Below are 23,845 nucleotides of genomic sequence, written 5' to 3'. Positions count from 1 at the left end.
AAAAACCTTTTCCCACAAAGCACTCTGATCTGACCTACAGCTTCTGTCCAAAGCCATTACTCTGCGGACTTTTCATGCAACATGCCGACAAATGTTGTTGATGGCCGACCACAAAAATATAAGTAAAGATTCGCAAATCTTATAAAAGACTTATATTCTTCCATGAACAGCATCCACTGGACTCGAAAGGCCGTTAAGCAACTTTTGAGATTGCATTCCGTTCACCAGATTCAGGTTCGTGATGCCATCACGGCGCTCGCTGGCATGCCCGATGTGGCTCAAGTCAAAGCACTGGTTGGTCATGATTACGCTTACCGACTACGTGTCGGTAATTATCGGGTCATGTTCGACTGGGATGGCGCGATCAAAGTGGTCAGTATTCAAGAGGTCAAAAAACGCGATGAACGCACCTACTGAGGTTCAAATCATCAACGACGAAAACGGCAACCCCGCATTCGTGGTCATTCCCTATGCGCAATATGTCGCGCAAAGGATCGAGCCAGACCTGATCCCCCACGAGGTGGTCAGCCGTATCGTCGATGGCGCCACGCCCATCCGCGCCTGGCGCGAACACTTGAACCTTACCCAGGATGAAGTGGCCAAACGCATGGGCATTTCCCAACCGGCTTTCGCCCAACAGGAAACGGTCGCCAAGCCGCGCAGGGCCACCCGCGAAAAAATTGCGGCAGCTTTTGGCATCAACGCCAGTCAACTTGAGCTGTAAGCTGCACGCTTCAGCCAGCAAAGGGATTCAACATGAAAGTCTGCGGCATCGAAATCAAAGGCAGCGAAGCGATCATCGCCGTGGCGACGCTGGAGGGTCCGTCGTTGAACCACGTGGCGCTAGCCACAAAGAAAATCGCCCTCGACGATGACGACGAATCCGCGAACGTGAAGGTTTTCGCTGCTCAGGTTGCTTCTTTTGTTCGCGAGAATTCGATAGATCGAATGGCGATCAAGAAGCGCAGCAAGAAAGGCGAATTCGCCGGTGGGCCGACGACGTTCAAGATCGAAGGGGTTTTGCAGTTGCTGGAGCATTGCGAGGTGACCCTGCTGTCGCCGCAGACCATCAATGCCCAAGCCAAGAAACACGGGTTTGAACTGCCGGCGACGCTGAACAAGTATCAGCATGAGGCTTATAAGGCGGCTTGTTCGGCGTTACTGAAAAAATAATCAGATCAATTGTGGGAGCGAGCCTGCTCGCGAAGGCGGTACACCAGTCAACGTCAGTTTGACTGACAAACCGCTTTCGCGAGCAGGCTCGCTCCCACAGGTTTCCCCAGCGTTTATGCCTTTTCGGTACGCCTATCTTCCCGCGGACAACGCTCATACTTCGCCCGATAACTGCGGGTGAAATACGACGGCGATTCAAACCCGCAGGCAATGCTCACCTCCAGCACGCTCATGTCTGTTTGTCGCAATAACTGCCGGGCTTTCTCCAGCCTCAAGCGCAGATAGAAATTGCTCGGCGTGTCGTTCAGATGCAGGCGAAACAGGCGCTCCAGCTGTCGCCGTGTCACCTTGATCGATTCCGCCAGTTCCAGCGTGCTCAGCGGCGGTTCGCTGTGCTGTTCCATCTCGCCGATCACGTGCACCAACTTCTTGTTGCTGATGCCATAACGGGTGGCGACTTCCATGCGCTGGTGGTCTTTGCGCGTGCGGATGCGGCCGAGCACGAATTGTTCGCTGACCTGGATCGCCAGGTCGGGGCCGTGGGCCTGGGCGATCAGATCCAGCATCAAATCGATGGACGCCGTGCCACCGGCGCAGGTGATGCGCCGACGGTCGATCTCGAACAGCTCCTGGGTGACGCTCAGCTGCGGGTAGGACTCCTTGAAAGCGTCGATGGCTTCCCAGTGCAGGGTCAGGCGATGACCGTCGAGCAGGCCTGCTTCGGCGAGGATGAAACTGCCGGTGTCGATGGCGCCGAGGGTTACGCCTTCGTTGTCCAGGCGGCGCAACCAGTGCTCCAGCGCCGGGGAGGTGAATTTCAAGGGTTCGAAACCGGCAACCACCAGCAGCGTCGCGCCTTTTTTCAACGGTTCCAGCGCCGCATCGGCGTTGACCGACATGCCGTTGCTCGCCAGTACCGCCCCGCCATCCGCGCTCAGCACATGCCAGCGATAGAGCTCGCCGCGAAAGCGATTGGCGACCCGCAACGGCTCGATGGCCGAGATGAATCCAATGGCCGAGAAACCCGGCATCAACAAGAAGTAGAAATCCTGGGACATGGAGCGCACTCGACTGGCAGGGAGCGAGATGGCGGGTAGCGTGAGGACGTTGATACGCCAGTTGCGAGCGGCATTCAAGAGCACAGGTCGCCACAGTGCAAGAGCTGGTCGCCGCAGTGCGCTTTCACGGCCGCTTGGCTGCGTAACTTGGCATCACCGGCGCATCAGACACCGGAACTCACAATAAACGAACTGCCGAGGAACCCGAGAATGAAACGACTGATCAGCAGCTGTGTTCTTGCACTCAGTGGTACCGCGTTACTGAGCGCCAGTGTCATGGCCGCAGAGCCCGCCGCGTGCCAGAACGTGCGCATGGGTGTAGTGAACTGGACCGACGTGATCGCCACCAGCGCCATGACCCAGGTATTGCTCGATGGCCTCGGCTACAGCACCAAGCAAACCAGCGCCTCCCAGCAGATCATTTTCGCCGGGATCCGCGACCAGCGTCTGGACCTGTTCCTCGGCTACTGGAACCCGCTGATGACCCAGACCATCACCCCGTTCGTCGACGCCAAACAGGTCAAGGTGCTTGAAGCGCCAAGCCTGCAGGACGCCCGCGCGACCCTCGCCGTACCGACCTACCTCGCCGACAAGGGCCTGAAAACCTTCGCTGACATCGCCAAATTCGAAAAAGAACTGGGCGGCAAGATCTACGGCATCGAGCCCGGCTCGGGCGCCAACACCCAGATCAAGGCGATGATCGCCAAGAACCAGTTCGGCCTCGGCAAGTTCCAGCTGGTCGAGTCCAGTGAAGCCGGCATGCTCGCCGCGGTGGATCGCGCCGTGCGTCGCAACGAAGCCGTGGTGTTCTTCGGCTGGGCACCGCACCCGATGAACGTCAACGTGAAAATGACCTACCTCAGCGGCAGCGACGACGCCCTCGGCCCGAACGAAGGCAAGGCCACCGTGTGGACCGTCACCGCACCGACATACGCCGAACAATGCCCGAACATCGCTCGCCTGCTGAGCAACCTGACATTCACCGCCGAAGACGAGAGCCGGATGATGCAGCCGCTGCTGGATCACAAGGACGCTTTCGAGTCGGCCAGACAATGGCTCAAGGATCACCCGCAGGACAAAAAACGCTGGCTTGAAGGCGTCACCACCTTCGATGGCAAACCGGCCGCCGAAAACCTGCAACTGACCAGTAAGTAAACCCGAACGAAGCACCGACTCGCAGCCCCGACGGGCTGCGAACGGGACGGCCACGCCTGGCCAAAACCCACAAACTCGCCTGTAAGGAACCGCCAAATGAACCACGACGTCATCATCACCTGCGCACTCACCGGTGCTGGCGACACGACCGCCAAGAGCCCCCACGTGCCGGTCACCCCGAAACAGATCGCGGCCGCCGCCGTGGAAGCCGCCAAGGCCGGCGCCACCGTGGTTCACTGCCATGTGCGCGACCCGCAAACCGGCAAGTTCAGCCGTGACGTGGCGCTGTATCGTGAGGTGATGGAGCGCATCCGCGAGGCGGATGTGGACATCATCGTCAACCTCACCGCAGGCATGGGTGGCGACCTGGAAATCGGCGCCGGCGAGAATCCGATGGAGTTCGGCCCGAATACTGATCTGGTCGGTCCGCTGACCCGCCTGGCCCACGTCGAAGAGCTGCTGCCGGAAATCTGCACCCTGGATTGCGGCACCCTGAACTTCGGTGACGGCGACACCATTTACGTCTCCACCCCTGCCCAACTGCGTGCTGGCGCCAAGCGCATCCAGGAGCTGGGCGTGAAGGCCGAGTTGGAAATCTTCGACACCGGTCACCTGTGGTTCGCCAAACAAATGATCAAGGAAGGCCTGCTCGACAACCCGCTGTTCCAGCTGTGCCTGGGCATCCCGTGGGGCGCCCCGGCGGACACCACGACCATGAAAGCCATGGTCGACAACCTGCCCGCCGACGCGGTCTGGGCCGGTTTCGGTATCGGCCGCATGCAGATGCCGATGGCGGCGCAAGCGGTGTTGCTCGGCGGCAACGTGCGCGTCGGCCTGGAAGACAACCTGTGGCTGGACAAGGGCGTGCTAGCGACCAACGGTCAACTGGTCGAACGCGCCACGGAAATCCTCAGCCGCCTCGGTGCCCGCGTCCTGACCCCGGCTGAGGGCCGCAAGAAAATGGGCCTGACCCAGCGCGGCTAATCCATCACCCATTTCCCCCTGTGGGAGCGAGCTTTTGTGGCGAGGGGGCTTGCCCCCGTTCGACTGCGAAGCAGTCGTAAATCATTGCACCTGTTGTATCTGGAACACTGCAGTTTCTGGTTTTAGGGCCGCTTCGCGCCCCAACGGGGGCAAGCCCCCTCGCCACAAAGCCCACTCCCACTAGGGATCACCGAACTCTTCAGGAAATCGCCATGAGCTTTATCACCGAAATCAAAACCTTCGCAGCGTTAGGCAGCGGTGTCATCGGCAGCGGCTGGGTGTCCCGCGCCCTCGCCCATGGCCTGGACGTGGTGGCCTGGGACCCGGCTCCCGGTGCCGAAGCAGCCCTGCGCAAACGCGTTGCAAATGCCTGGGGTGCACTGGAAAAACAAGGCCTGGCACCCGGTGCATCGCAGGATCGCCTGCGCTTTGTCACGACTATCGAAGAGTGCGTGCGCGATGCCGACTTCATCCAGGAAAGCGCCCCGGAGCGTCTGGAACTGAAACTGGACCTGCACAGCAAAATCAGCGCGGCGGCCAAACCCAATGCGTTGATCGGCTCCAGCACCTCCGGCCTGTTGCCGAGCGAGTTCTACGAAAGCGCCACGCACCCGCAACGCTGTGTGGTCGGCCACCCGTTCAACCCGGTTTACCTGCTGCCATTGGTGGAAGTGGTCGGCGGCAAGAACACCGCCCCTGAAGCGGTGCAGGCAGCGATGAAAGTCTATGAATCCTTGGGGATGCGCCCGTTGCACGTGCGCAAGGAAGTGCCGGGCTTCATCGCCGACCGCCTGCTCGAAGCGCTGTGGCGCGAGGCGCTGCACCTGGTCAACGACGGCGTGGCGACCACCGGCGAAATCGACGATGCAATCCGCTTTGGCGCGGGCTTGCGCTGGTCGTTCATGGGCACGTTCCTGACCTACACCCTGGCGGGTGGCGATGCCGGCATGCGTCACTTCATGGCGCAGTTTGGTCCAGCGTTGCAGTTACCCTGGACTTACCTGCCGGCGCCGGAACTGACAGACAAACTGATCGACGACGTAGTCGACGGCACCAGCGATCAACTGGGCAAACACAGCATTTCGGCGCTGGAGCGCTATCGTGATGACTGCCTGCTGGCGGTGCTGGAGGCGGTGAAAACCACCAAAGAGAAGCATGGGATGGCGTTCAGCGAGTAGTCTCATGTTATGAGGCCAGCAGTACCGGCCTCTTCGCGGGCAAGCCCGCTCCCACAGGGTTCTGTTGAGTGAAAAAGTCAGTGTTCACACCACAAATCACTGTGGGAGCGGGCTTGCCCGCGAAGACGGCAGTCCAGTCACCACCAATGTTGGAACAGATATCATGCCCACCCTCACCACCTACCAGACCACCATCATCCCCGACTGGGTCGACTACAACGGCCACCTGCGCGATGCCTTCTACCTGCTGATTTTCAGCTACGCCACCGATGCCCTGATGGATCGCCTGGGCCTGGACAGCAACAGTCGCGAAGCCAGCGGCAACTCGCTGTTCACCCTCGAACTGCACCTCAACTACCTGCACGAAGTGAAGCTCGACGCCCAAGTCGAAGTGCACACCCAAATCATTGCCCACGACAGCAAGCGCGTGCACCTCTATCACAGCCTGCACCTGGTCGGTGACGCCCGGGAACTTGCAGGCAACGAACAGATGCTGCTGCACGTGGACCTCGACGGGCCGCGTTCGGCACCGTTCAGCGAACAGTCCTTGAACCGACTGCAAGCCATCGTCGCCGAACAGGCGGACCTGCCGTCCCCCGAGTACATTGGCCGAGTGATCGCATTACCGCCAAAAAAATAACAAGGAGATCGCCATGAACACCGCCGCTGCATTTGCCGACTTTCGTACCTATCCGTTGATCAGCGCGCTGACTGGCGTGCAGACCCTGGCGGACCGTGTTCTGGTGAAGTGGGCCGACGATCGCGTCAGCCCTTTCCACCATCAATGGCTGCGGGATAACTGCCCGTGCCCGCAGTGCGTCTACACCGTGACCCGCGAGCAAGTGCTGGAAATCGTCGATGTGGCCCGGGATCTGATGCCTGACGCCGTACACATCGACACGGAAGGCTGCCTGTCGGTGGCTTGGCAGGATGGCCACGCCAGCCGCTTCGATCCCGGCTGGCTGCGCGCCCATGCCTATGACGACGAGTCCCGCGCCGAACGTCAGGCACACAAGCCCAAAGCCAGGCTTTGGCACAGTGATTTGCAGTTGCCGGTGTTCGACTATCAGGCGTTGATGAACGACTCCCAGGCGTTGCTGCAATGGCTGCTGGCGGTGCGGGATGTCGGGCTGACCCAGGTCCGTGGCGTACCCACCGAACCCGGCTCGTTGAAGCAGGTCGCCCAACGCATTTCTTTCATCCGCGAGAGCAATTTCGGCGTGCTGTTCAACGTGCAGTCCAAGGCCGACGCCGACAGCAACGCCTACACCGCTTTCAACCTGCCGCTGCACACCGATCTGCCAACCCGCGAGTTGCAACCGGGTCTGCAATTCCTGCACTGCCTGGTCAATGACGCCGAGGGTGGCGAGAGCATTTTCGTCGACGGTTTTGCCATTGCCGACGCCTTGCGCCGGGAAGATCCCGAGTCGTTCAAAAGCCTCTGCGAAATCCCCGTGGAATTTCGCAACAAGGACCGCCACAGCGACTACCGTTGCCTCGCACCCATCATTGCCCTGGATGCGTTGGGGCAGGTGTCGGAAATCCGCATGGCCAACTTTCTGCGCGGACCGTTCGATGCCTCGGTAGAGCAGATGCCCAGGCTCTATCAAGCCTACCGGCGCTTTATCGCGATGACCCGCGAACCCCGGTTCCGCCTGATGCAGCGGCTCAACCCAGGTGAGCTGTGGTGCTTCGACAACCGTCGCACGCTGCATGCCCGCAACGCCTTCGACCCCGCCACCGGAGCGCGACATTTCCAGGGCTGCTATGTCGACCGGGATGAGTTGCTGTCGCGGATCCTCGTGTTACAGCGCTAGACCGCGTTATCGTTCATCGCGGGCAAGCCGCGCTCCCACAGGTTTGGTGTCGTTCACCAAATCTGTGGCAACCCTGACCTTGTGGGAGCGCGGCTTGCCCGCGATGGCGTCCGCACAGACAACACAGAAAAAACGAGCAAAAAAAACCCCGGTCAAGCCGTGACATGACCGAGGCAGAGGGTACTGTTGAGGAGCTGCCACGCTTGGGTGACCAAACCTTCGTGAAGCGAGCTGAGTCCAGTGTGCCCCCTCCTTCGGCCGGCAAGTTGCCCGAAAACGACCTGTTCATAGCCATTGCTGCCATTGTGACAAATCGCCCTTGCCGACACTCGGCACCCCCACCAGAATCGAACCACGACACCGTTCCCTGAAGAAGGATTGCGTCATGATGCACGCCGATTTGATAGACCAGGAAGACCTGTTGGGCCATCTCATTTCATTGGGCTTTCAAGTGCCGAACGGCGCCACTGCCGAGCAGGCCTGCGAGTTTGCGGTGCGCGGTTTGAACAACGAGCGAGCCATCGTGCTGCGCACCATGGTCAAGCAGATGTACACCAGCAGCGCGACCATCCTGCCGGCGGTGCGCCAGGCGATCGACAAGCAGTTGCTGCCGGCATTGGCGGAGTATCAGCAGAGCCACCCAGGCCGATAAATCCATTCGCGAGCAGGCTCGCTCCCACAGGAGATCGGGGTTGAACACAAAATGTGTGAACAATCCGATAACCTGTGGGAGCGAGCCTGCTCGCGATAAAGGCGCCTCGGTCTAGAGCCTTACGCTGGCAAACGTCGACTCATTGCGCGCCTGGCTCAGTGCCGACAACGGACCGGACAACGGCGACAGCACCAGCGCTTGCGGCAGCGGCATCATCGCCACTTGCTGGGTGGTATTGGAGCCTACGCGCTCGTCACGCGGCGGAATGCCGAAGTATTCGCGGTAGCACTTGGAGAAGTGCGGCGTGGACACGAAACCGCACACCGACGCCACTTCGATGATCGACATCGGCGTTTGCTTGAGCAGCTGGCGCGCACGGATCAGGCGCAGCTTGAGGTAGTAACGCGACGGCGAACAGTGCAGGTATTTCTGGAACAGGCGTTCGAGCTGCCGACGGGACACCGCGACATACACCGCCAATTCGTCGAGGTCGATCGGCTCTTCGAGGTTGGCCTCCATCAGCGCAACGATTTCCTGCAACTTCGGTTGATTGGTGCCGAGCATGTGCTTGAGCGGCACACGCTGGTGATCCTGTTCGTTGCGGATGCGCTCGTAGACGAACATCTCCGAAATGGCCGCCGACAGTTCACGGCCGTGATCGCGGCTGATCAGGTGCAGCATCATGTCCAGTGGCGCGGTGCCGCCCGAACTGGTGAAACGGTTACGGTCGAGGGTGAACAGACGAGTGCTCATCGCTACCCGCGGGAAAGCTTCCTGCATCGCCGCCAGGCATTCCCAGTGCACGCTGCAATCGAAACCGTCCAGCAGGCCGGCGCAGGCCAGGGCCCAGCTGCCAGTGCAGACCGCGCCGAGACGACGGGACTGGCGAGCCTGGCTCTGCAGCCATGACACGTGTTCGCGGGTAACAGTGCGCTGGATGCCGATACCGCCGCACACGATGACAGTGTCCATCGGCGGGGCTTTGTGCATGGAAGCGTCGGGGGTGATCTGCAGACCGTCACTGGCCCAGACCTGGCCGCCATCGACGGTGAGGGTGGTCCAGCGATACAGCTCGCGACCGGACAACTGGTTGGCCATGCGCAAGGGTTCGACTGCAGAGGCCAGAGAAATCAGTGTGAAATTGTCCAGCAGCAGAAAGCCGATGGATTGAGGCGCACGGTTCTGGGGTTGGGCCCCGGAGTTGAACGTCGTCATCGCGGTATCTCCTCACACAAAGCGGGTGATGGCCTCAGGCGGAGGCTCTTGTTATTGCCATCGTTCTCGCATTGGAGACGGGCTTTGTAATGACAGAGCAATTGCCATGCCTATTTTTGAATGTGCGTTCAATAACTCCTGAAAACGACGTCGGAATGTGTCTATATATGACGCGCAAGGTGGGGGGATTTAAATGGCCATCAGGGCCGGCACGCGCCTCGGTCCACACACTGTGAGCAATTCGGTAGCACTTGTGGGAACAGCATTGCGCCACGATGGAAAGGAGTGTCACCGCAGGCACGGGCGACGGGTGGTCGAGGACTCGATGAAGCCTGATCACCGGCAGGGCGATTTATCTGTAAGCGACGCGCCAAAAGGTGGCGCGTTTTCCAGCAGGTGTTCACTTAACGCGCAATTTTGACTGGTTTGACGCCTTCGTCGGAACGCCGCCCGGAACAGGCTCGCTCCCACCGAGCCCTGTGGGAGCGAGCCTGCTCGCGAACAATGCGACTCGGTGCTACTGACTCAGCACTCCACCGCACTCACCGCCAACCCACCCCGCGATGTCTCCTTGTATTTGTCATGCATATCGGCACCGGTATCGCGCATGGTGCGGATCACTCGATCCAGCGAGATAAAGTGCTGACCATCACCGCGCAATGCCATTTGCGCCGCATTGATCGCTTTCACAGCAGCGATTGCATTGCGCTCGATGCACGGCACCTGGACCAGCCCACCCACCGGGTCGCAGGTCAGGCCGAGGTTGTGTTCCAGGCCGATCTCCGCCGCGTTGCACATTTGCTCCGGTGTAGCGCCGAGGATTTGCGCCAGCCCCGCCGCCGCCATGGCGCAGGCCGAACCGACTTCACCCTGGCAGCCGACTTCGGCACCGGAAATCGAAGCGTTCTTCTTGCACAGGATCCCGACCGACGCAGCGCCGAGGAAGTAATCGACGACATTGGCGTCGGTCACGTCTTCGCTGAACTTCATAAAGTAGTGCAACACCGCAGGAATGATTCCCGCCGCACCATTGGTCGGCGCCGTGACCATGCGCCCACCGGCGGCGTTTTCTTCGTTGACCGCCAATGCGTAGAGGTTGACCCACTCCATCGCACTCAGAGTCGAGCCGATCACATTGGGCTTGTTCAGTTCCTGCAGACTGCGATGCAACTTGGCCGCACGCCGCCGCACGTTCAGGCCACCGGGCAGGATGCCTTCGTGCTTGAGGCCGTGCTCGACGCAATCCTGCATGGCACGCCAGAGTTTCATCAGGCCGCTGCGGATTTCCTCTTCGCTGCGCCAGACCTTCTCGTTGGCCATCATTAATTCAGCCACGCTCAGGCCGTGTTTCCTGCACAGCTCCAACAACTCCGCGGCGCTGGAAAAATCGTAAGGCAATACAGTGCCATCCAGATCGACGACACCGCTGGACGCCTGGGCTTGATCGACGACAAAACCGCCGCCGACCGAATAATAAGTGTCGCGATGCAACTCGCCGTCATCGCCTTCGGCGACCAGGGTCATGGCATTGGGGTGAAACGGCAGGTTCTCATCGATCAGGCGCATGTCCCGTGCCCAGACGAACGACACCGGCAGACGACCATCGAGCAATAGCGTGTCGGTTTCGCGCAGGGTGGCGATGCGGACGCCGATTTGCGACGGATCGATCGCATCCGGCCACTCGCCCATCAGGCCCATGATCACCGCGTTGTCGCTGCCGTGGCCGATGCCGGTGGCCGACAGCGAACCATAAAGCTGAACTTCGACACGCCGCACCCGCTCCAGCAGCCCGCGCTCACGCAGATCCTGTACGAATAGCGCCGCCGCGCGCATCGGTCCCACGGTGTGCGAACTGGAAGGGCCGATGCCGATTTTGAACAGGTCGAAAACACTGATAGCCATTACTGCCGAACTCCTGGATAGGCCCACTGCGCACGCGAAAGCGCACGATGACGGAGCTGCTACGCTCAAGCTGCAATCCGCCGAGATGGCCGCATCATCCGGCTTTTGTCGTGTCGCTCGACGTCTCGGACCGACGCACTCATGTCCACGAACGCCGTGTGCGTTTTACGCCATGTTTTCACTGTTTTTGGCGGTGCAGATGGGGAAAAGGGGCTGAAAAAATCTGTAAACGACGTCACCGACACTGGATGCGACCATCCCTGTACTGGTTACGACGCACCCTGTAGGCGTCAGATTTTCACTGGTACATGATCTTATTCGACTCGATTGCAAAGGCGCTGCGGTAGAGCCGTCACAAGAACGCCACCCAACCGCAACCTATAAGTGCGGTAGTCCAAGTCGGAACACTGCCAAAAAAAAAAAACACCAAGGAGTCCATCCATGAAAGGTTCCCCGTCGTTGTTGTTGGCCGCCATGCTTAGCCTGCCGGTTCTGGCGCAAGCCGCAGAACCGGCACAGTGCAGTACCGTGAACTTCTCCGATGTCGGCTGGACCGATATCACCGCGACAACCGCGACCACCAGCGTGGTGCTCAACGCCCTCGGCTACAAGACCAAGACCACCATGATTTCCGTCCCCGTGACCTACAAGTCCCTGGCCGACGGCAAGAACATGGACGTGTTCCTGGGGAACTGGATGCCGACCATGGAAAACGACATCAAGGCCTACCGCGATGCCGGCACCGTGGAAACCCTGCGTACCAACCTCAAGGGTGCCAAGTACACCCTGGCGGTTCCTCAAGCCCTGTACGACAAGGGGCTGCATGACTTCGCCGATATCGCCAAATTCAAGAAAGAACTCGACGGCAAGATCTACGGGATCGAGCCGGGCAACGACGGCAACCGCCTGATCCAGAGCATGATCGACAAGAACGCCTTCGGCCTCAAGGACGCCGGCTTCAAGGTCGTCGAATCCAGCGAAGCCGGCATGCTGTCGCAGGTCGATCGTGCGCAGAAACGCGACACCGCCGTAGTCTTCCTCGGCTGGGCGCCGCACCCGATGAACAAGCGCTTCAAGATTCAATACCTGACCGGCGGCGACGATTTCTTTGGCCCGGATTTCGGCGCCGCCACCGTAGCGACCAACACCCGCAAGGGTTACGCCGAGGAATGCAGCAACGTGGGCCAGCTGTTGAAAAACCTGGAGTTCAACGTCGACATGGAAAGCGAACTGATGGGCAACATCCTGGACGACAAGATGAAGCCTGAGGCGGCCGCCAAGGCCTGGCTGAAAAAGAATCCACAGGTGCTCGATACCTGGCTCGCTGGCGTAACCACCATTGACGGTAAACCTGGCCTGGAGGCCGTTAAAGCCAAACTGCAGTAATCGCTTATGCCGGACGGCGCACGCCGTCCGGGCTGTTAATTACCTTGCATGCGGACGTTCACTACCATGCTGATTGATCAGAAAATACCCTTAGGCCAGTACATCGCGGGCTTCGTTGAATGGCTGACGCAACACGGCGCCAGCACCTTCGACGCAATCGCCGTGACGCTGGAAACGATGATCCACGGCGTGACGTTTGCGCTGACCTGGTTCAACCCGCTGGCACTGATCGGCCTAATCGCACTACTGGCACACTTCATTCAACGCAAATGGGGCCTGACCGCGTTTGTCGTTGCCTCCTTTCTGCTGATCCTCAATCTGGGGTACTGGCAGGAAACCATGGAAACCCTGGCCCAGGTGATGTTCGCCACCCTGGTCTGCGTACTCATCGGCGTGCCGCTGGGCATCGTCGCGGCGCACAAGCCGATGTTCTACACTTTAATGCGTCCGGTACTCGATCTGATGCAGACCGTACCGACCTTTGTATACCTCATTCCTACCCTGACCCTCTTCGGGCTGGGTGTGGTCCCGGGCCTGATTTCGACGGTGGTGTTCGCGATTGCCGCGCCCATCCGCCTGACCTACCTGGGTATCCGCGATGTTCCGGAAGAATTGATGGACGCCGGCAAAGCCTTTGGCTGTTCGCGCCGTCAGTTGCTCTCGCGAATCGAACTGCCCCACGCCATGCCAAGCATCGCGGCCGGCATCACCCAGTGCATCATGCTGTCTCTTTCGATGGTGGTGATCGCGGCACTGGTGGGTGCCGATGGTCTGGGCAAACCGGTGGTCAACGCACTGAACACTGCTGATATCGCCCTGGGCTTCGAAGCAGGCCTGGCGATCGTACTGCTGGCGATCATGCTCGACCGTATCTGCAAACAACCCGACGCCAAAGCAGGGGGTGACGCATGAGCATTATTCGCTTCGATAACGTTGACGTTATCTTCTCCAGGGATCCACGCGAGGCACTCAAGCTGCTGGATCAGGGCATGACCCGCAACGAGATCCTGAAAAAGACCGGGCAGATTGTCGGTGTTGAAAAAGCCAGCCTGGATATCGAAAAAGGTGAAATCTGCGTACTGATGGGCCTGTCCGGCTCCGGCAAGTCCAGCCTGCTGCGCTGCATCAACGGGCTGAACACCGTCAGCCGTGGCAAGTTGTTCGTCGAGCACGAAGGCAAGCAGATCGACATCGCCTCCTGCAGCCCCGCCGAACTGAAAATGATGCGCACCAAACGCATCGCGATGGTGTTCCAGAAGTTCGCCCTGATGCCTTGGCTGACCGTTCGCGAGAACATCAGCTTTGGCCTGGAAATGCAGGGCCGTCCCGAGAAGGAACGGCGCAAACTGGTGGACGACAAGCTTGAGCTGGTGGGCCTGACCCAATGGCGCAACAAGAAACCCAACGAGCTGTCCGGTGGTATGCAACAACGCGTGGGCCTGGCCCGTGCCCTGGCGATGGACGCCGACATTCTGCTGATGGACGAACCGTTCTCGGCACTCGACCCGCTGATCCGCCAGGGTCTGCAAGACGAACTGCTGGAACTGCAAACCAAGCTGAGCAAGACCATCGTGTTCGTCAGCCACGACCTCGACGAGGCCCTGAAACTGGGTAGCCGCATCGCGATCATGAAAGACGGCCGGATCATCCAGTACAGCAAACCGGAAGAAATCGTCCTCAACCCGGCGGACGACTATGTACGGACCTTCGTGGCCCACACCAACCCGCTGAACGTGTTGTGCGGCCGCAGCCTGATGCGCACCCTGGACAACTGCAAACGCATCAACGGTTCGGTGTGCCTGGATCCGGGCGGCGATTCGTGGCTGGACCTGGCCGAAGGCAACACCATCAAGGGCGCTCGCCAGAACGGCTCTACGCTGGACCTGCAAAACTGGGCACCGGGTCAGGCCGTTGAAGGCCTGGGTCGTCGACCAACCCTGGTGGATTCGAACATCGGCATGCGCGATGCGCTGCAGATTCGTTATCAGACCGGCAACAAACTGGTGCTGCACGATAACAACCATGTGGTGGGGATTCTTGGCGACAGCGAGCTGTATCACGCACTGCTCGGCAAGAACCTGGGGTAAGGCAACAGACACAAAAACGCCGCGAGAGATCGCGGCGTTTTTGTTTATGGGGTATCCGGTCAAGCAGCTTCGCAACTGATGACCCCTTCGCGAGCAGGCTCGCTCCCACGTTGGAATGCATACACCTGTGGGAGCGAGCCTGCTCGCGAAGAATGCGACGCGGTGCTTCTGACTGAAACACCACGCCACTCACACGATCAATTCGTAATCCTGGCTTCAGCTGCGCTATTACGCACTTGCGACTGCTCCGGCTGCAGGTCCAGCTCGGTCAGAAGCTCGTTGAAACCACGACGACTGCGTGCTGCCATTTCCGCCTGCTCCTGCTCGATCTGCGCGTCCTGGCCCATGGCCTTGTGCAAGCCGAACATGAAGAACACCAGCACCACCGAGAACGGCAGACCGGCCAGCACCACCATGGTTTGCATGGCTTCGAAGTTGCCGGCGAACAGCAGGCCGATGGTCACCAGGGTGATCACCACCGACCAGAAGATCCGCAGCCAATGCGGGGCATCTTCGTCAACGTTGCCGCCCTTGCACGACAGGTTGGCCATCATCACCGCGCCAGAGTCCGCCGGGGTCAGGAACAGCACGAAACCGACAAAGATCGACACGCCGATCACAACCTTCGACGCCGGGTAATGCTCAAGCAACTGGTAGATCGCCATGGACGGCTGTTCCAGCGCCGTTTTCCCGAGTTCCACCGCCCCATGGTTCATCACCAGGTCCAGGGCCGAGTTACCGAAGATCGACAACCACGCCAGGGTGAAGCCCAACGGGATCAGCAGCACGCCGGCGACCAGTTCGCGCACGGTGCGACCACGGGAAATACGTGCGATGAACATGCCCACGAATGGCGCCCAGGAAATCCACCAGGCCCAGTAGAACAGAGTCCACAGGCCTAGCCAGCGGTCGGACTTCTCACTGTCGCCTTCGTACACATAAAGGTCGAAGGTCTTCAGCACCACACCGTTCAGGTAGTCACCGATGTTCTGCACGAAGCCGTTGAGCAGGTGCAGGGTCGGGCCGAACAACAGCACGAAAATCAGCAGGCCGCTGAACAGTATGATGTTGAGGTTGGACAGACGGCGGATGCCGTTTTCCACACCCGACACGGCGGCGATGGTCGCCACGGTGCTCATCACGATGATAACGATCAGCAGATTGGTGTTGCTGTGCTCCATGCCGAAGAGGTTTTCCAGCCCCGACGACACTTGCAGCGAACCAATCCCCAGGTTGGTCACCAGACCCAGCAGGGTCACGAACATGCCGAAGCCGTCCACCGCATGCCCGGCCGCGCCCTTGACCCAACGCTCGCCCGCCAGCGGGTACAGCGCCGATCGCAACGCCAGCGGCTGGTTATGCCGGTAAGCGAAATAGGCAACGGCCAGACCGACCAACGCGTAGATCGCCCAGCCGTGCAGGCCCCAGTGCAGGAAGGTCAGTTGCACCGCCTGACGGGCGGCAAGGTTGCTGCCGGCCACGCCTTCCGGCGGATTGAAGTAATGATCCAGCGGCTCGGAAGCACCGAAGTACAGCAACGAAATGCCGATACCCGACGAGAACAGCATCCCCGCCCAGGCGCCGTAGCTGAAATCCGGGGTGTCATCCTTGCTGCCCAGTTTCAGTTTGCCGTAGGACGAAAACGCCAGGCCGACGACAAAAATCAGGTAGGCGGCAATCACAACCATGTAGTACCAGCCGAAGCTGCGGGACAACCAGGCTTGCGCCGTACCCAGCATTCTGCCGGCCTCTTGCGGGGCGATGATCAGAATGGCGGTCAACAACAGAATCAACGCGGTAGAGGTGTAGAACACCCAACCGTTGACCGTCACCTTCTCGGGTGGGGTCTTTATTAGCGAGGCAGAACTCATGGCACAGATGCTCCGGGCAGTGCGAGAGAAGAACGCAAGACAGACGGGTTACCCGACCAATCGGTTAGTGGGCAGCCGACCGGCGGGTGATATAAAGACACCCTGAAAAAAGCCCGAAACCCCTGGAGCGCCGTAGCACGTAGGTTTCGAGCAGTTTGGGATGTCGTTTTTCCGCCAGCTACAAATAGGAAAAACCTGTAGGCAGCGACGATTTGTCGCAGATCTTATTCTTTGTTGATTGAACGTTCAATCAAAACAAAATAGACTGGCCCTCAAGCCGATGGACGCCCTGCGTCTGCCGGAAGGCCTAAGGAGATGTGCAAGATGCCCAAGGTCGGTATGCAACCCATCCGTCGCCAGCAATTGATCGAAGCCACGCTGCTGGCCGTCGATCAGGTCGGAATGGGGGACGCCAGCATTGCGCTGATCGCCCGTTTGGCCGGTGTCTCGAATGGCATCATCAGTCATTACTTTCAGGACAAGAACGGCCTGATCGCCGCCACCATGGGGTACCTGATGACTGTCCTGAGCGAGAACGTCACCGCGCGCCGACAGGCGCTGACAGATGACAGCCCGCGGGCGCATCTGCAGGTGATCATCGAAGGCAACTTCGACGCCAGCCAGGTCAATGGCCCGGCAATGAAAACCTGGTTGGCCTTCTGGGCCACCAGCATGCACCAGCCGTCTTTGCACAGGTTGCAGCGGATCAACGATCACCGTCTGTATTCCAACCTGTGCTGCCAGTTCCGCCGTGTGCTGCCGCTCGAAGATGCGCGCAGCGCCGCCCGGGGCCTGGCAGCGTTGATCGACGGTTTGTGGTTGCGCGGTGCGCTGTCGGGAGACGCTTTCGACACCGGACAGGCGCAACAGATCGCTTACGAATACATGGATATCCAACTGGCCAAGCGGGTGAGTTAGAGCACACATAGAACGCTCAACCACCGGGCCGCGCCAATCACTGATGCACTTGCGAGGACTTTATGGCCCGTTTCGAACTGCAAAAACTCTACATCGATGGTGCTTACTCCGACGCTGGCAGCGATGCCACGTTCGAAGCCATCAACCCGGCTAACGGTGAAGTCCTCGCAAAAGTACAACGCGCCACCTTCGATGACGTCGAACGCGCCGTCGTCAGCGCCGAAAAGGGCCAGAAAATCTGGGCTGCCATGACCGCCATGGAGCGTTCGCGCATCCTGCGTCGCGCCGTGGAAATCCTGCGTGAGCGCAACGACGAACTGGCCGCCCTGGAAACCCTGGACACCGGCAAGGCCTACTCCGAAACCCGCTACGTCGACATCGTCACCGGCGCCGACGTGCTGGAATACTACGCAGGCCTGGTACCGGCCATCGAAGGCGAGCAGATCCCGCTGCGCACCACGTCCTTCGTCTACACCCGTCGCGAGCCGCTGGGCGTCGTGGCCGGTATCGGCGCGTGGAACTACCCGATCCAGATCGCCCTGTGGAAATCCGCCCCGGCCCTGGCCGCCGGCAACGCGATGATCTTCAAGCCAAGCGAAGTCACCTCGCTGACCACCCTGAAACTGGCCGAGATCTACACCGAGGCCGGCGTGCCAAACGGCGTGTTCAACGTCCTGACCGGCAGCGGCCGTGAAGTCGGCACCTGGCTGACCGAGCACCCGCGCATCGAGAAAGTCTCGTTCACCGGCGGCACCGACACCGGCAAGAAAGTCATGGCCAGCGCTTCGAGCTCTTCGCTCAAGGAAGTGACCATGGAACTGGGCGGCAAGTCGCCGCTGATCATCTGCGATGACGCCGATCTCGATCGCGCCGCCGATACCGCGATGATGGCCAACTTCTACAGCTCCGGCCAGGTCTGCACCAACGGCACTCGCGTGTTCGTACCGGCCCACCTGAAAGCCGCGTTCGAAGCCAAGATCGTTGAGCGTGTTGCGCGCATCCGCGTCGGTAACCCGGAAGACGAAAACACCAACTTCGGCCCGCTGGTCAGCTTCGCCCACATGGAAAACGTGCTGGGCTACATCGCCAAGGGCAAGGAAGAAGGCGCACGCGTACTGTGCGGCGGCGAGCGTCTGACCGACGGCGAATTCGCCAAGGGCGCCTTCGTGGCCCCGACCGTGTTCACCGACTGCACCGACGATATGACCATCGTCCGTGAAGAAATCTTTGGCCCGGTGATGGCGATCCTCACCTACGAAACCGAAGAGGAAGTGATCCGTCGCGCCAACGACACCGAATTCGGCCTGGCCGCCGGTATCGTCACCCGCGACCTGAACCGCGCACACCGCGTGATTCATCAGCTGGAAGCGGGTATCTGCTGGATCAACGCCTGGGGCGAGTCCGACGCGAAGATGCCGGTTGGCGGCTACAAGCAGTCGGGTGTCGGCCGTGAAAACGGCATCAGCTCGCTGAACAACTTCACCCGCATCAAATCGGTACAGGTCGAGCTGGGCGATTACGTCTCGGTGTTCTAAGACCCGAGACCTGTATTGCTCGCGAATCGAGTGCACAGCGCTCGCCGAGGTCTGACCTGACCACCATCAAAGAGGGTGCATTCAATGTCCCAAGAATTCGACTACATCATCATCGGTGCCGGCTCGGCCGGTAACACCCTGGCGACCCGTCTGACCGAAGACGAAGGCGTCACCGTCCTGCTGCTCGAAGCGGGCGGCCCGGACTACCGCATGGACTTCCGCACGCAAATGCCGGCCGCTTTGGCGTTCCCGCTGCAAGGCCGTCGCTACAACTGGGCCTACGAAACCGATCCAGAGCCACACATGGACGGTCGCCGCATGGAATGCGGTCGCGGCAAGGGCCTGGGCGGTTCCTCGCTGATCAACGGCATGTGCTACATCCGCGGCAACGCCATGGACTACGACGGCTGGGCCAAGCTGCCTGGCCTTGAGGACTGGTCGTACCTGGACTGCCTGCCCTACTTCAGAAAAGCGGAAACCAGGGACATCGGCCCGAACGACTACCACGGTGGCGACGGCCCGGTCAGCGTGACCACGCCAAAAGCCGGCAACAACCCGCTGTTCCACGCCATGGTCGAAGCCGGCGTGCAGGCCGGCTACCCGCGCACCGAAGACTTGAACGGCTACCAACAGGAAGGCTTCGGCCCGATGGACCGCACCGTGACGCCTAAAGGTCGTCGTGCTTCCACCGCCCGCGGCTACCTGGACGTGGCCAAGAAGCGTTCGACCCTGACCATCGTTACCCACGCCCTGACCGACAAGATCCTATTCGAAGGCAAGCGTGCGGTCGGCGTGCGCTACCTGGTCGGCGCCGCTGAAGAGCGCGTTGAAGTCAAGGCGCGCAAGGAAGTGCTGCTGTGCGCCGGCGCCATCGCTTCGCCGCAGATCCTGCAACGTTCCGGCGTCGGCCCGGCCGAGTTGCTGAACAAGCTCGACATTCCGGTGGTCCACGACCTGCCGGGCGTCGGTGAAAACCTGCAGGATCACCTCGAACTGTACCTGCAATACGCTTGCACCCAACCGGTCTCGCTGTACCCGTCGCTGCTCTGGCACAACCAGCCGGCCATTGGTGCCGAATGGCTGTTCAACGGCACCGGCATCGGCGCCAGCAACCAGTTCGAAGCCGGCGGTTTCATCCGCACCCGTCCGGAATTCGAATGGCCGAACATCCAGTACCACTTCCTGCCGGTAGCGATTAACTACAACGGCAGCAACGGTGTGCAAGAGCACGGTTTCCAGGCGCACATGGGCTCCATGCGTTCCCCAAGCCGTGGTCGCATCCAGGCCAAGTCCAAGGACCCGCGCCAGCACCCGAGCATCCTGTTCAACTATATGGCGACCGAACAGGACTGGCAGGAATTCCGCGACGGCATCCGCCTGACCCGTGAAATCATGCAGCAGCCTGCGCTGGACGCCTTCCGTGGTCGTGAGATCAGCCCAGGCATCGAAGTGCAAACCGATGAGCAGTTGGACAAGTTCATCCGCGAACACGCCGAAACCGCGTTCCACCCGTCCTGCTCGTGCAAGATGGGCACCGACGACATGGCCGTGGTCGATGGCCAGGGTCGCGTGCACGGCATGCAAGGCCTGCGGGTGGTCGATGCTTCGATCATGCCGATCATCACCACCGGCAACCTGAACGCACCAACGATCATGATGGCCGAGAAAATCGCCGACAAGATCCGTGGTCGCAAGCCATTGCCGCGCAGCACTGCCAACTACTATGTGGCGGCCGGCGCGCCGGTGAAGGGCAAGGCGGTGCGGGAAGTGAGCCAGACCGCGTAACACCCTTACACCGCATCAAAGCTATTCGCGAGCAGGCTCGCTCCCACAGGGGATCTTCAGTGAACACAATATTTGTGAACACCGGAAATCAAATGTGGGAGCGAGCCTGCTCGCGAAGAGGCCCTGAAGAGCAACACCGTATTCCCCTCCCTCACCGCGTCATCCTTGATCCCACCCCCCACGCAAGCCTACTCTAGCGCCACGCAAACGTTTCACCCTCCCCTCGCAGCATCGATGCTCCACACCCAGGAGGTTCACGAATGTTCGATTTCCATCCCCAGCTCAAGCAGCGCTTCGCTGCCTTGCGCACGGGTGCCGAATTCTTTTCCCTGCGTTATGTGCGCGAATCCGGGCAGTACCTGTCGGTGCGCAAGAACGTCGCCGAACCGCCGAGCCTGAGCCGTGACGAAGGGGCGATGCTGACCGTGCGGGTCAATGGCGTCGAGGCCTATGCGGCCACCAACGATCTGTCGCAACAAGGCCTGCAGGCCGCCCTCGAGCGTGCCGAGCTCCAGGCCCGCAGGCTCAAGCCCCACGCCTTGCTGGACCTGCGCGAACAAGCCGTTTCCAGCGACCGTGCCGATTACTTCTCGCCCAACCTCGAGCAGGCCTTCCCGTCCCTGAGCGACTGCTACCAGTTGCTCGGCACCGAATCCGCCGCCGTCCCCAGGGACGAGCGCCTGGTGAACTGGCAGGTCAGCCTCGGCATCACCCACGTCGAGCAGATCTACCTCAACAGCGCCGGTGCCGAACTGCGCCGGGCCCAACGCTTTGTGTACCCTGGCCTGGACGTCACGGCCTATGACGGCAACGACAGCCAGACCCGCAGCCTGGGCCGCGAGAACTTCGGCCAGCAAGGCGCGGCGGACGTCATCGGTCGCTGTGGCCTGATCGGCGCCGGCGCCCAGGTGGCCGACCAGGCTCTGCAATTGCTGCTGGCGCCCAACACGCCGCAGGGCAAGCGTGACCTGCTGCTGATGCCAGACCAGATGATGCTGCAAATCCACGAGTCCATCGGCCATCCGCTGGAGCTGGACCGCATCCTCGGCGACGAGCGCAATTACGCCGGCACCAGTTTCGTCAAAGCCTGCGATTTCGGCCGGCTGCAATACGGTTCCAGCCTGCTCAACGTGACCTTCGACCCGGACATCCCCGAAGAACTCGCCAGCTACGGCCATGACGACGACGGCACGCCCGCCAGCAAACAGTTCCTGATCCGAGAAGGCCTGTTGCTGCGCCCGCTGGGCGGTGCGCTGTCGCAATTCCGTGCCGGCATGGACGGCGTCGCCAACAGCCGAGCCTGCGGCTGGAACCGTCCGCCGATCGACCGCATGGCCAACCTCAATATCGAGCCGGGCGATCAATCCCTCGAACAACTGATCGGTGGCATCGAACACGGCGTGCTGATGTCGACCAACCGTTCCTGGTCGATCGACGATGCGCGCAATAAATTCCAGTTCGGCTGCGAATGGGGCCAATTGATAGAAAACGGCGAACTCTTGGGAGTGGTAAAGAATCCCAATTACAGGGGCATCTCCGCGCAATTCTGGAAAAGCCTCAGCGCCGTCGGCGATGCCAGTACCTTCAAGGTTCTCGGCACACCGAACTGCGGCAAGGGCGAACCGAACCAGGTGATCCGCGTCGGTCACGCGTCACCGGCCTGCGTGTTCAGCAACATCGATGTATTCGGAGGAGACGCTTGATGAATCCTTCAACCAGCCAGTCCGCGTCGTTCAAGACGCTGGTCGGCAGCTTGCGTGACGCACTTCATGGGCCCGAGCAGTTCACCCTCAGCTATGCCGCCGAATTGTCGGCTTTTGTGCGTTTCAACAACGCCAAGGTTCGCCAGGCCGGCCAGGTTCAGCAGGCGAACATCGGCCTGAAACTGATTAACGGAGGCCGACATGCCGACCTGCAAATCACGCTGGCCGGCGATCCGCACGTGGATGCGCAGCGCCTGAGCGAAGGCCTGCAACAGTTGCGTGAGACCTTGCCGCTATTGCCTGCGGACCCGTACCTGCTGCTCAATCACAACGGCTGGCAGAGCAACAACGTGCAGTCGCACCCGCTGCCGGACACCGAGGAAGTGGTCGCGCAAATCACCCAGGCCGCCGAAGGCCTGGACCTTGTCGGTTTCTACGCTGCCGGGCAGATCAGTCGCGGCTTTGCCAGTTCTTCGGGCGCCTTCGGCTGGCATGAGGCCAACAGCTTCAATTTCGACTTCAGCCTGTTCCACGAGAACGGCCAGGCCGTGAAAGCCAGCTACGCCGGGCATGACTGGAGCAGCGAAGGTTTTGCCAAACGCTTCCAGCAAGCTCGTGAGCAGCTTGAGTTTCTGGGGCGGCCGCTGCGCACTTTGGCACCCGGCCAGTACCGTGCCTACCTGGCGCCGGCGGCGCTGGAAGAAATCATGGGCATGCTGTGCTGGGGCGGTTTCTCGGCACAGTCGATCGCCAGCAAAAGCAGCCCGCTGCAAAAGCTCTACGGTGGCGACAACGCGTTCAACCCGCTGGTCTCGCTGGATGAGAAAGTCAGCGGCTCGCTGAGCCCGGCATTTTCCGATGAAGGTTATCCGCGCAGCGATCTGGGGTTGATCGTCAACGGCAAGGCCGGGGCGCAGTTGGTCAGTTCGCGCAGCGCCGCGGAATATGGTTTGACCGCCAACGGCGCCAGCGGCGGTGAATCACCGAGCGCCCTGAACATGAAAGCCGGGGCACTGCCTGACGCGGACATCCTCAAGCGACTGGGCACGGGTTTGTACATCAGCAACCTGTGGTACCTGAACTTCTCCGATCAACCGGCCGCACGCCTGACTGGCATGACTCGCTTTGCCACGTTCTGGGTCGAGAACGGCGAAATCCAGGCACCGGTCAGCACCATGCGTTTTGATGACAGCGCCTTCAGCCTGCTTGGATCGCAGCTCGAAGCGCTGACCGAGGAGCGGGAGTTGCTGTTGTCGGCGAGCACCTACAGCCAGCGGGCGACGGCGTCGGCGTTGTTGCCGGGGGCGCTCGTGAGCCAGTTGACCTTGACCCTGTAAAAAGCTTCGCGAGCAGGCTCGCTCCCACAGGTTGTTCGCCGTCCATGTGGGAGCGAGCCTGCTCGCGAAGAAGTCACCTCGGACTCCCT

At 60.6% G+C, this 23,845-nt stretch carries 21 protein-coding genes; 17 read left to right on the top strand and 4 right to left on the bottom strand.

Going from position 1 to position 23,845, the window contains the following annotated elements:
* Positions 1–162 precede the first annotated feature (162 nt).
* The 3 genes from CAG47_RS05715 to CAG47_RS05705 are packed head-to-tail and all read left to right on the top strand — an operon-like array spanning position 163 to position 1,173.
* On the top strand, positions 163–417 hold the full coding sequence (locus CAG47_RS05715) for a type II toxin-antitoxin system RelE/ParE family toxin (RefSeq protein ID WP_085723946.1): 255 nt from the start codon (positions 163–165) through the stop codon (positions 415–417).
* A complete protein-coding gene (locus CAG47_RS05710; protein WP_085723945.1) occupies positions 401–724 on the top strand; it encodes a helix-turn-helix domain-containing protein in 324 nt (107 codons plus the stop codon). The genes CAG47_RS05715 and CAG47_RS05710 overlap by 17 nt, the downstream gene beginning before the upstream one ends.
* A 32-nt stretch (positions 725–756) precedes the next feature.
* Positions 757–1,173, top strand: a complete 417-nt coding sequence (locus CAG47_RS05705; protein WP_085723944.1) for a DUF3010 family protein — start codon at positions 757–759, stop codon at positions 1,171–1,173.
* 113 nt (positions 1,174–1,286) lie between these two features.
* Here CAG47_RS05705 and CAG47_RS05700 read toward each other — a convergent pair whose 3' ends face one another.
* Positions 1,287–2,231, bottom strand: coding sequence for a GlxA family transcriptional regulator (locus tag CAG47_RS05700; RefSeq protein WP_085723943.1), 945 nt, complete (start codon positions 2,229–2,231; stop codon positions 1,287–1,289).
* A 210-nt stretch (positions 2,232–2,441) separates the two neighbouring features.
* On the opposite strand from CAG47_RS05700, the gene CAG47_RS05695 reads away from it, so the two are divergent.
* From CAG47_RS05695 to CAG47_RS05665, 6 genes are all read left to right on the top strand, one after another.
* A complete protein-coding gene (locus CAG47_RS05695) occupies positions 2,442–3,386 on the top strand; it encodes a choline ABC transporter substrate-binding protein (protein WP_085723942.1) in 945 nt (314 codons plus the stop codon).
* Between the two features lie 96 nt (positions 3,387–3,482).
* Entirely contained in the window at positions 3,483–4,370 is an 888-nt protein-coding gene (locus tag CAG47_RS05690; protein WP_008019488.1) for a 3-keto-5-aminohexanoate cleavage protein, read from the top strand.
* 212 nt (positions 4,371–4,582) lie between these two features.
* Entirely contained in the window at positions 4,583–5,548 is a 966-nt protein-coding gene (locus CAG47_RS05685) for an L-carnitine dehydrogenase (protein WP_085723941.1), read from the top strand.
* 163 nt (positions 5,549–5,711) lie between these two features.
* A complete protein-coding gene (locus CAG47_RS05680; RefSeq protein ID WP_085723940.1) occupies positions 5,712–6,188 on the top strand; it encodes a thioesterase family protein in 477 nt (158 codons plus the stop codon).
* A gap of 13 nt (positions 6,189–6,201) precedes the next feature.
* The gene (locus CAG47_RS05675; RefSeq protein ID WP_085723939.1) at positions 6,202–7,365 is read left to right on the top strand and encodes a gamma-butyrobetaine dioxygenase; all 1,164 of its coding nucleotides are present in this window, start codon (positions 6,202–6,204) and stop codon (positions 7,363–7,365) included.
* Between the two features lie 385 nt (positions 7,366–7,750).
* Positions 7,751–8,017, top strand: a complete 267-nt coding sequence (locus tag CAG47_RS05665) for a hypothetical protein (RefSeq protein ID WP_085723938.1) — start codon at positions 7,751–7,753, stop codon at positions 8,015–8,017.
* Between the two features lie 111 nt (positions 8,018–8,128).
* Here the strand turns inward: CAG47_RS05665 and CAG47_RS05660 are convergent, their stop codons facing one another.
* Both CAG47_RS05660 and CAG47_RS05655 read right to left on the bottom strand, forming a co-directional pair.
* Complete coding sequence (locus CAG47_RS05660; protein WP_007975492.1) at positions 8,129–9,232, bottom strand: GlxA family transcriptional regulator; 1,104 nt, start codon at positions 9,230–9,232, stop codon at positions 8,129–8,131.
* Between the two features lie 525 nt (positions 9,233–9,757).
* A complete protein-coding gene (locus tag CAG47_RS05655) occupies positions 9,758–11,134 on the bottom strand; it encodes an L-serine ammonia-lyase (RefSeq protein WP_085723937.1) in 1,377 nt (458 codons plus the stop codon).
* A gap of 441 nt (positions 11,135–11,575) precedes the next feature.
* Here CAG47_RS05655 and CAG47_RS05650 point away from each other — a divergent pair, with 441 nt between their 5' ends.
* From CAG47_RS05650 to choV, 3 genes are all read left to right on the top strand, one after another.
* On the top strand, positions 11,576–12,520 hold the full coding sequence (locus CAG47_RS05650; RefSeq protein WP_085723936.1) for a choline ABC transporter substrate-binding protein: 945 nt from the start codon (positions 11,576–11,578) through the stop codon (positions 12,518–12,520).
* 66 nt (positions 12,521–12,586) lie between these two features.
* Positions 12,587–13,432, top strand: a complete 846-nt coding sequence (gene choW, locus CAG47_RS05645) for a choline ABC transporter permease subunit (protein ID WP_085723935.1) — start codon at positions 12,587–12,589, stop codon at positions 13,430–13,432.
* Positions 13,429–14,607, top strand: coding sequence for a choline ABC transporter ATP-binding protein (gene choV / locus CAG47_RS05640; RefSeq protein WP_085723934.1), 1,179 nt, complete (start codon positions 13,429–13,431; stop codon positions 14,605–14,607). Before choW ends, choV begins: the two co-directional genes overlap by 4 nt.
* 197 nt (positions 14,608–14,804) lie before the next feature.
* Here the strand turns inward: choV and CAG47_RS05635 are convergent, their stop codons facing one another.
* Positions 14,805–16,421, bottom strand: coding sequence for a BCCT family transporter (locus CAG47_RS05635; protein ID WP_256577377.1), 1,617 nt, complete (start codon positions 16,419–16,421; stop codon positions 14,805–14,807).
* 381 nt (positions 16,422–16,802) lie between these two features.
* Between CAG47_RS05635 and betI the strand changes: the two genes are divergently transcribed.
* The 5 genes from betI (at position 16,803) to CAG47_RS05605 (ending at position 23,756) form a co-directional block, all read left to right on the top strand.
* Positions 16,803–17,396 carry a transcriptional regulator BetI gene (betI, locus tag CAG47_RS05630; RefSeq protein ID WP_085723933.1) on the top strand — a complete coding sequence of 198 codons (594 nt, stop codon included), beginning with the start codon at positions 16,803–16,805 and terminating at the stop codon, positions 17,394–17,396.
* A gap of 62 nt (positions 17,397–17,458) precedes the next feature.
* Positions 17,459–18,931: a betaine-aldehyde dehydrogenase gene (gene betB, locus CAG47_RS05625; protein ID WP_085723932.1), complete on the top strand. Its 1,473-nt coding sequence runs from the start codon at positions 17,459–17,461 to the stop codon at positions 18,929–18,931.
* A gap of 84 nt (positions 18,932–19,015) precedes the next feature.
* A complete protein-coding gene (gene betA / locus CAG47_RS05620) occupies positions 19,016–20,716 on the top strand; it encodes a choline dehydrogenase (protein ID WP_085723931.1) in 1,701 nt (566 codons plus the stop codon).
* Between the two features lie 260 nt (positions 20,717–20,976).
* The gene (locus tag CAG47_RS05610; protein WP_085723930.1) at positions 20,977–22,419 is read left to right on the top strand and encodes a TldD/PmbA family protein; all 1,443 of its coding nucleotides are present in this window, start codon (positions 20,977–20,979) and stop codon (positions 22,417–22,419) included.
* The gene (locus tag CAG47_RS05605) at positions 22,419–23,756 is read left to right on the top strand and encodes a TldD/PmbA family protein (RefSeq protein WP_085723929.1); all 1,338 of its coding nucleotides are present in this window, start codon (positions 22,419–22,421) and stop codon (positions 23,754–23,756) included. Before CAG47_RS05610 ends, CAG47_RS05605 begins: the two co-directional genes overlap by 1 nt.
* The last annotated feature ends 89 nt before the right edge of the window (positions 23,757–23,845 follow it).

This window comes from Pseudomonas sp. R37(2017), assembly GCF_002113375.1.
Classification (GTDB): Bacteria; Pseudomonadota; Gammaproteobacteria; order Pseudomonadales; family Pseudomonadaceae; genus Aquipseudomonas.
The sequence above is the reverse complement of the archived record's forward strand: the minus strand, read 5'-3'. Positions and strand labels throughout refer to the sequence as shown.

Excerpts from the sequence above, each read along its gene's own strand:
- CAG47_RS05715 (WP_085723946.1), top strand. The coding sequence starts at position 163 with ATGAACAGCATCCACTGGACTCGAAAGGCCGTTAAGCAACTTTTGAGA.
- CAG47_RS05710 (WP_085723945.1), top strand. The coding sequence starts at position 401 with ATGAACGCACCTACTGAGGTTCAAATCATCAACGACGAAAACGGCAAC.
- CAG47_RS05705 (WP_085723944.1), top strand. The coding sequence starts at position 757 with ATGAAAGTCTGCGGCATCGAAATCAAAGGCAGCGAAGCGATCATCGCC.
- CAG47_RS05700 (WP_085723943.1), bottom strand. The coding sequence starts at position 2,231 with ATGTCCCAGGATTTCTACTTCTTGTTGATGCCGGGTTTCTCGGCCATT.
- CAG47_RS05695 (WP_085723942.1), top strand. The coding sequence starts at position 2,442 with ATGAAACGACTGATCAGCAGCTGTGTTCTTGCACTCAGTGGTACCGCG.
- CAG47_RS05690 (WP_008019488.1), top strand. The coding sequence starts at position 3,483 with ATGAACCACGACGTCATCATCACCTGCGCACTCACCGGTGCTGGCGAC.
- CAG47_RS05685 (WP_085723941.1), top strand. The coding sequence starts at position 4,583 with ATGAGCTTTATCACCGAAATCAAAACCTTCGCAGCGTTAGGCAGCGGT.
- CAG47_RS05680 (WP_085723940.1), top strand. The coding sequence starts at position 5,712 with ATGCCCACCCTCACCACCTACCAGACCACCATCATCCCCGACTGGGTC.
- CAG47_RS05675 (WP_085723939.1), top strand. The coding sequence starts at position 6,202 with ATGAACACCGCCGCTGCATTTGCCGACTTTCGTACCTATCCGTTGATC.
- CAG47_RS05665 (WP_085723938.1), top strand. The coding sequence starts at position 7,751 with ATGATGCACGCCGATTTGATAGACCAGGAAGACCTGTTGGGCCATCTC.
- CAG47_RS05660 (WP_007975492.1), bottom strand. The coding sequence starts at position 9,232 with ATGACGACGTTCAACTCCGGGGCCCAACCCCAGAACCGTGCGCCTCAA.
- CAG47_RS05655 (WP_085723937.1), bottom strand. The coding sequence starts at position 11,134 with ATGGCTATCAGTGTTTTCGACCTGTTCAAAATCGGCATCGGCCCTTCC.
- CAG47_RS05650 (WP_085723936.1), top strand. The coding sequence starts at position 11,576 with ATGAAAGGTTCCCCGTCGTTGTTGTTGGCCGCCATGCTTAGCCTGCCG.
- choW (WP_085723935.1), top strand. The coding sequence starts at position 12,587 with ATGCTGATTGATCAGAAAATACCCTTAGGCCAGTACATCGCGGGCTTC.
- choV (WP_085723934.1), top strand. The coding sequence starts at position 13,429 with ATGAGCATTATTCGCTTCGATAACGTTGACGTTATCTTCTCCAGGGAT.
- betI (WP_085723933.1), top strand. The coding sequence starts at position 16,803 with ATGCCCAAGGTCGGTATGCAACCCATCCGTCGCCAGCAATTGATCGAA.
- betB (WP_085723932.1), top strand. The coding sequence starts at position 17,459 with ATGGCCCGTTTCGAACTGCAAAAACTCTACATCGATGGTGCTTACTCC.
- betA (WP_085723931.1), top strand. The coding sequence starts at position 19,016 with ATGTCCCAAGAATTCGACTACATCATCATCGGTGCCGGCTCGGCCGGT.
- CAG47_RS05610 (WP_085723930.1), top strand. The coding sequence starts at position 20,977 with ATGTTCGATTTCCATCCCCAGCTCAAGCAGCGCTTCGCTGCCTTGCGC.
- CAG47_RS05605 (WP_085723929.1), top strand. The coding sequence starts at position 22,419 with ATGAATCCTTCAACCAGCCAGTCCGCGTCGTTCAAGACGCTGGTCGGC.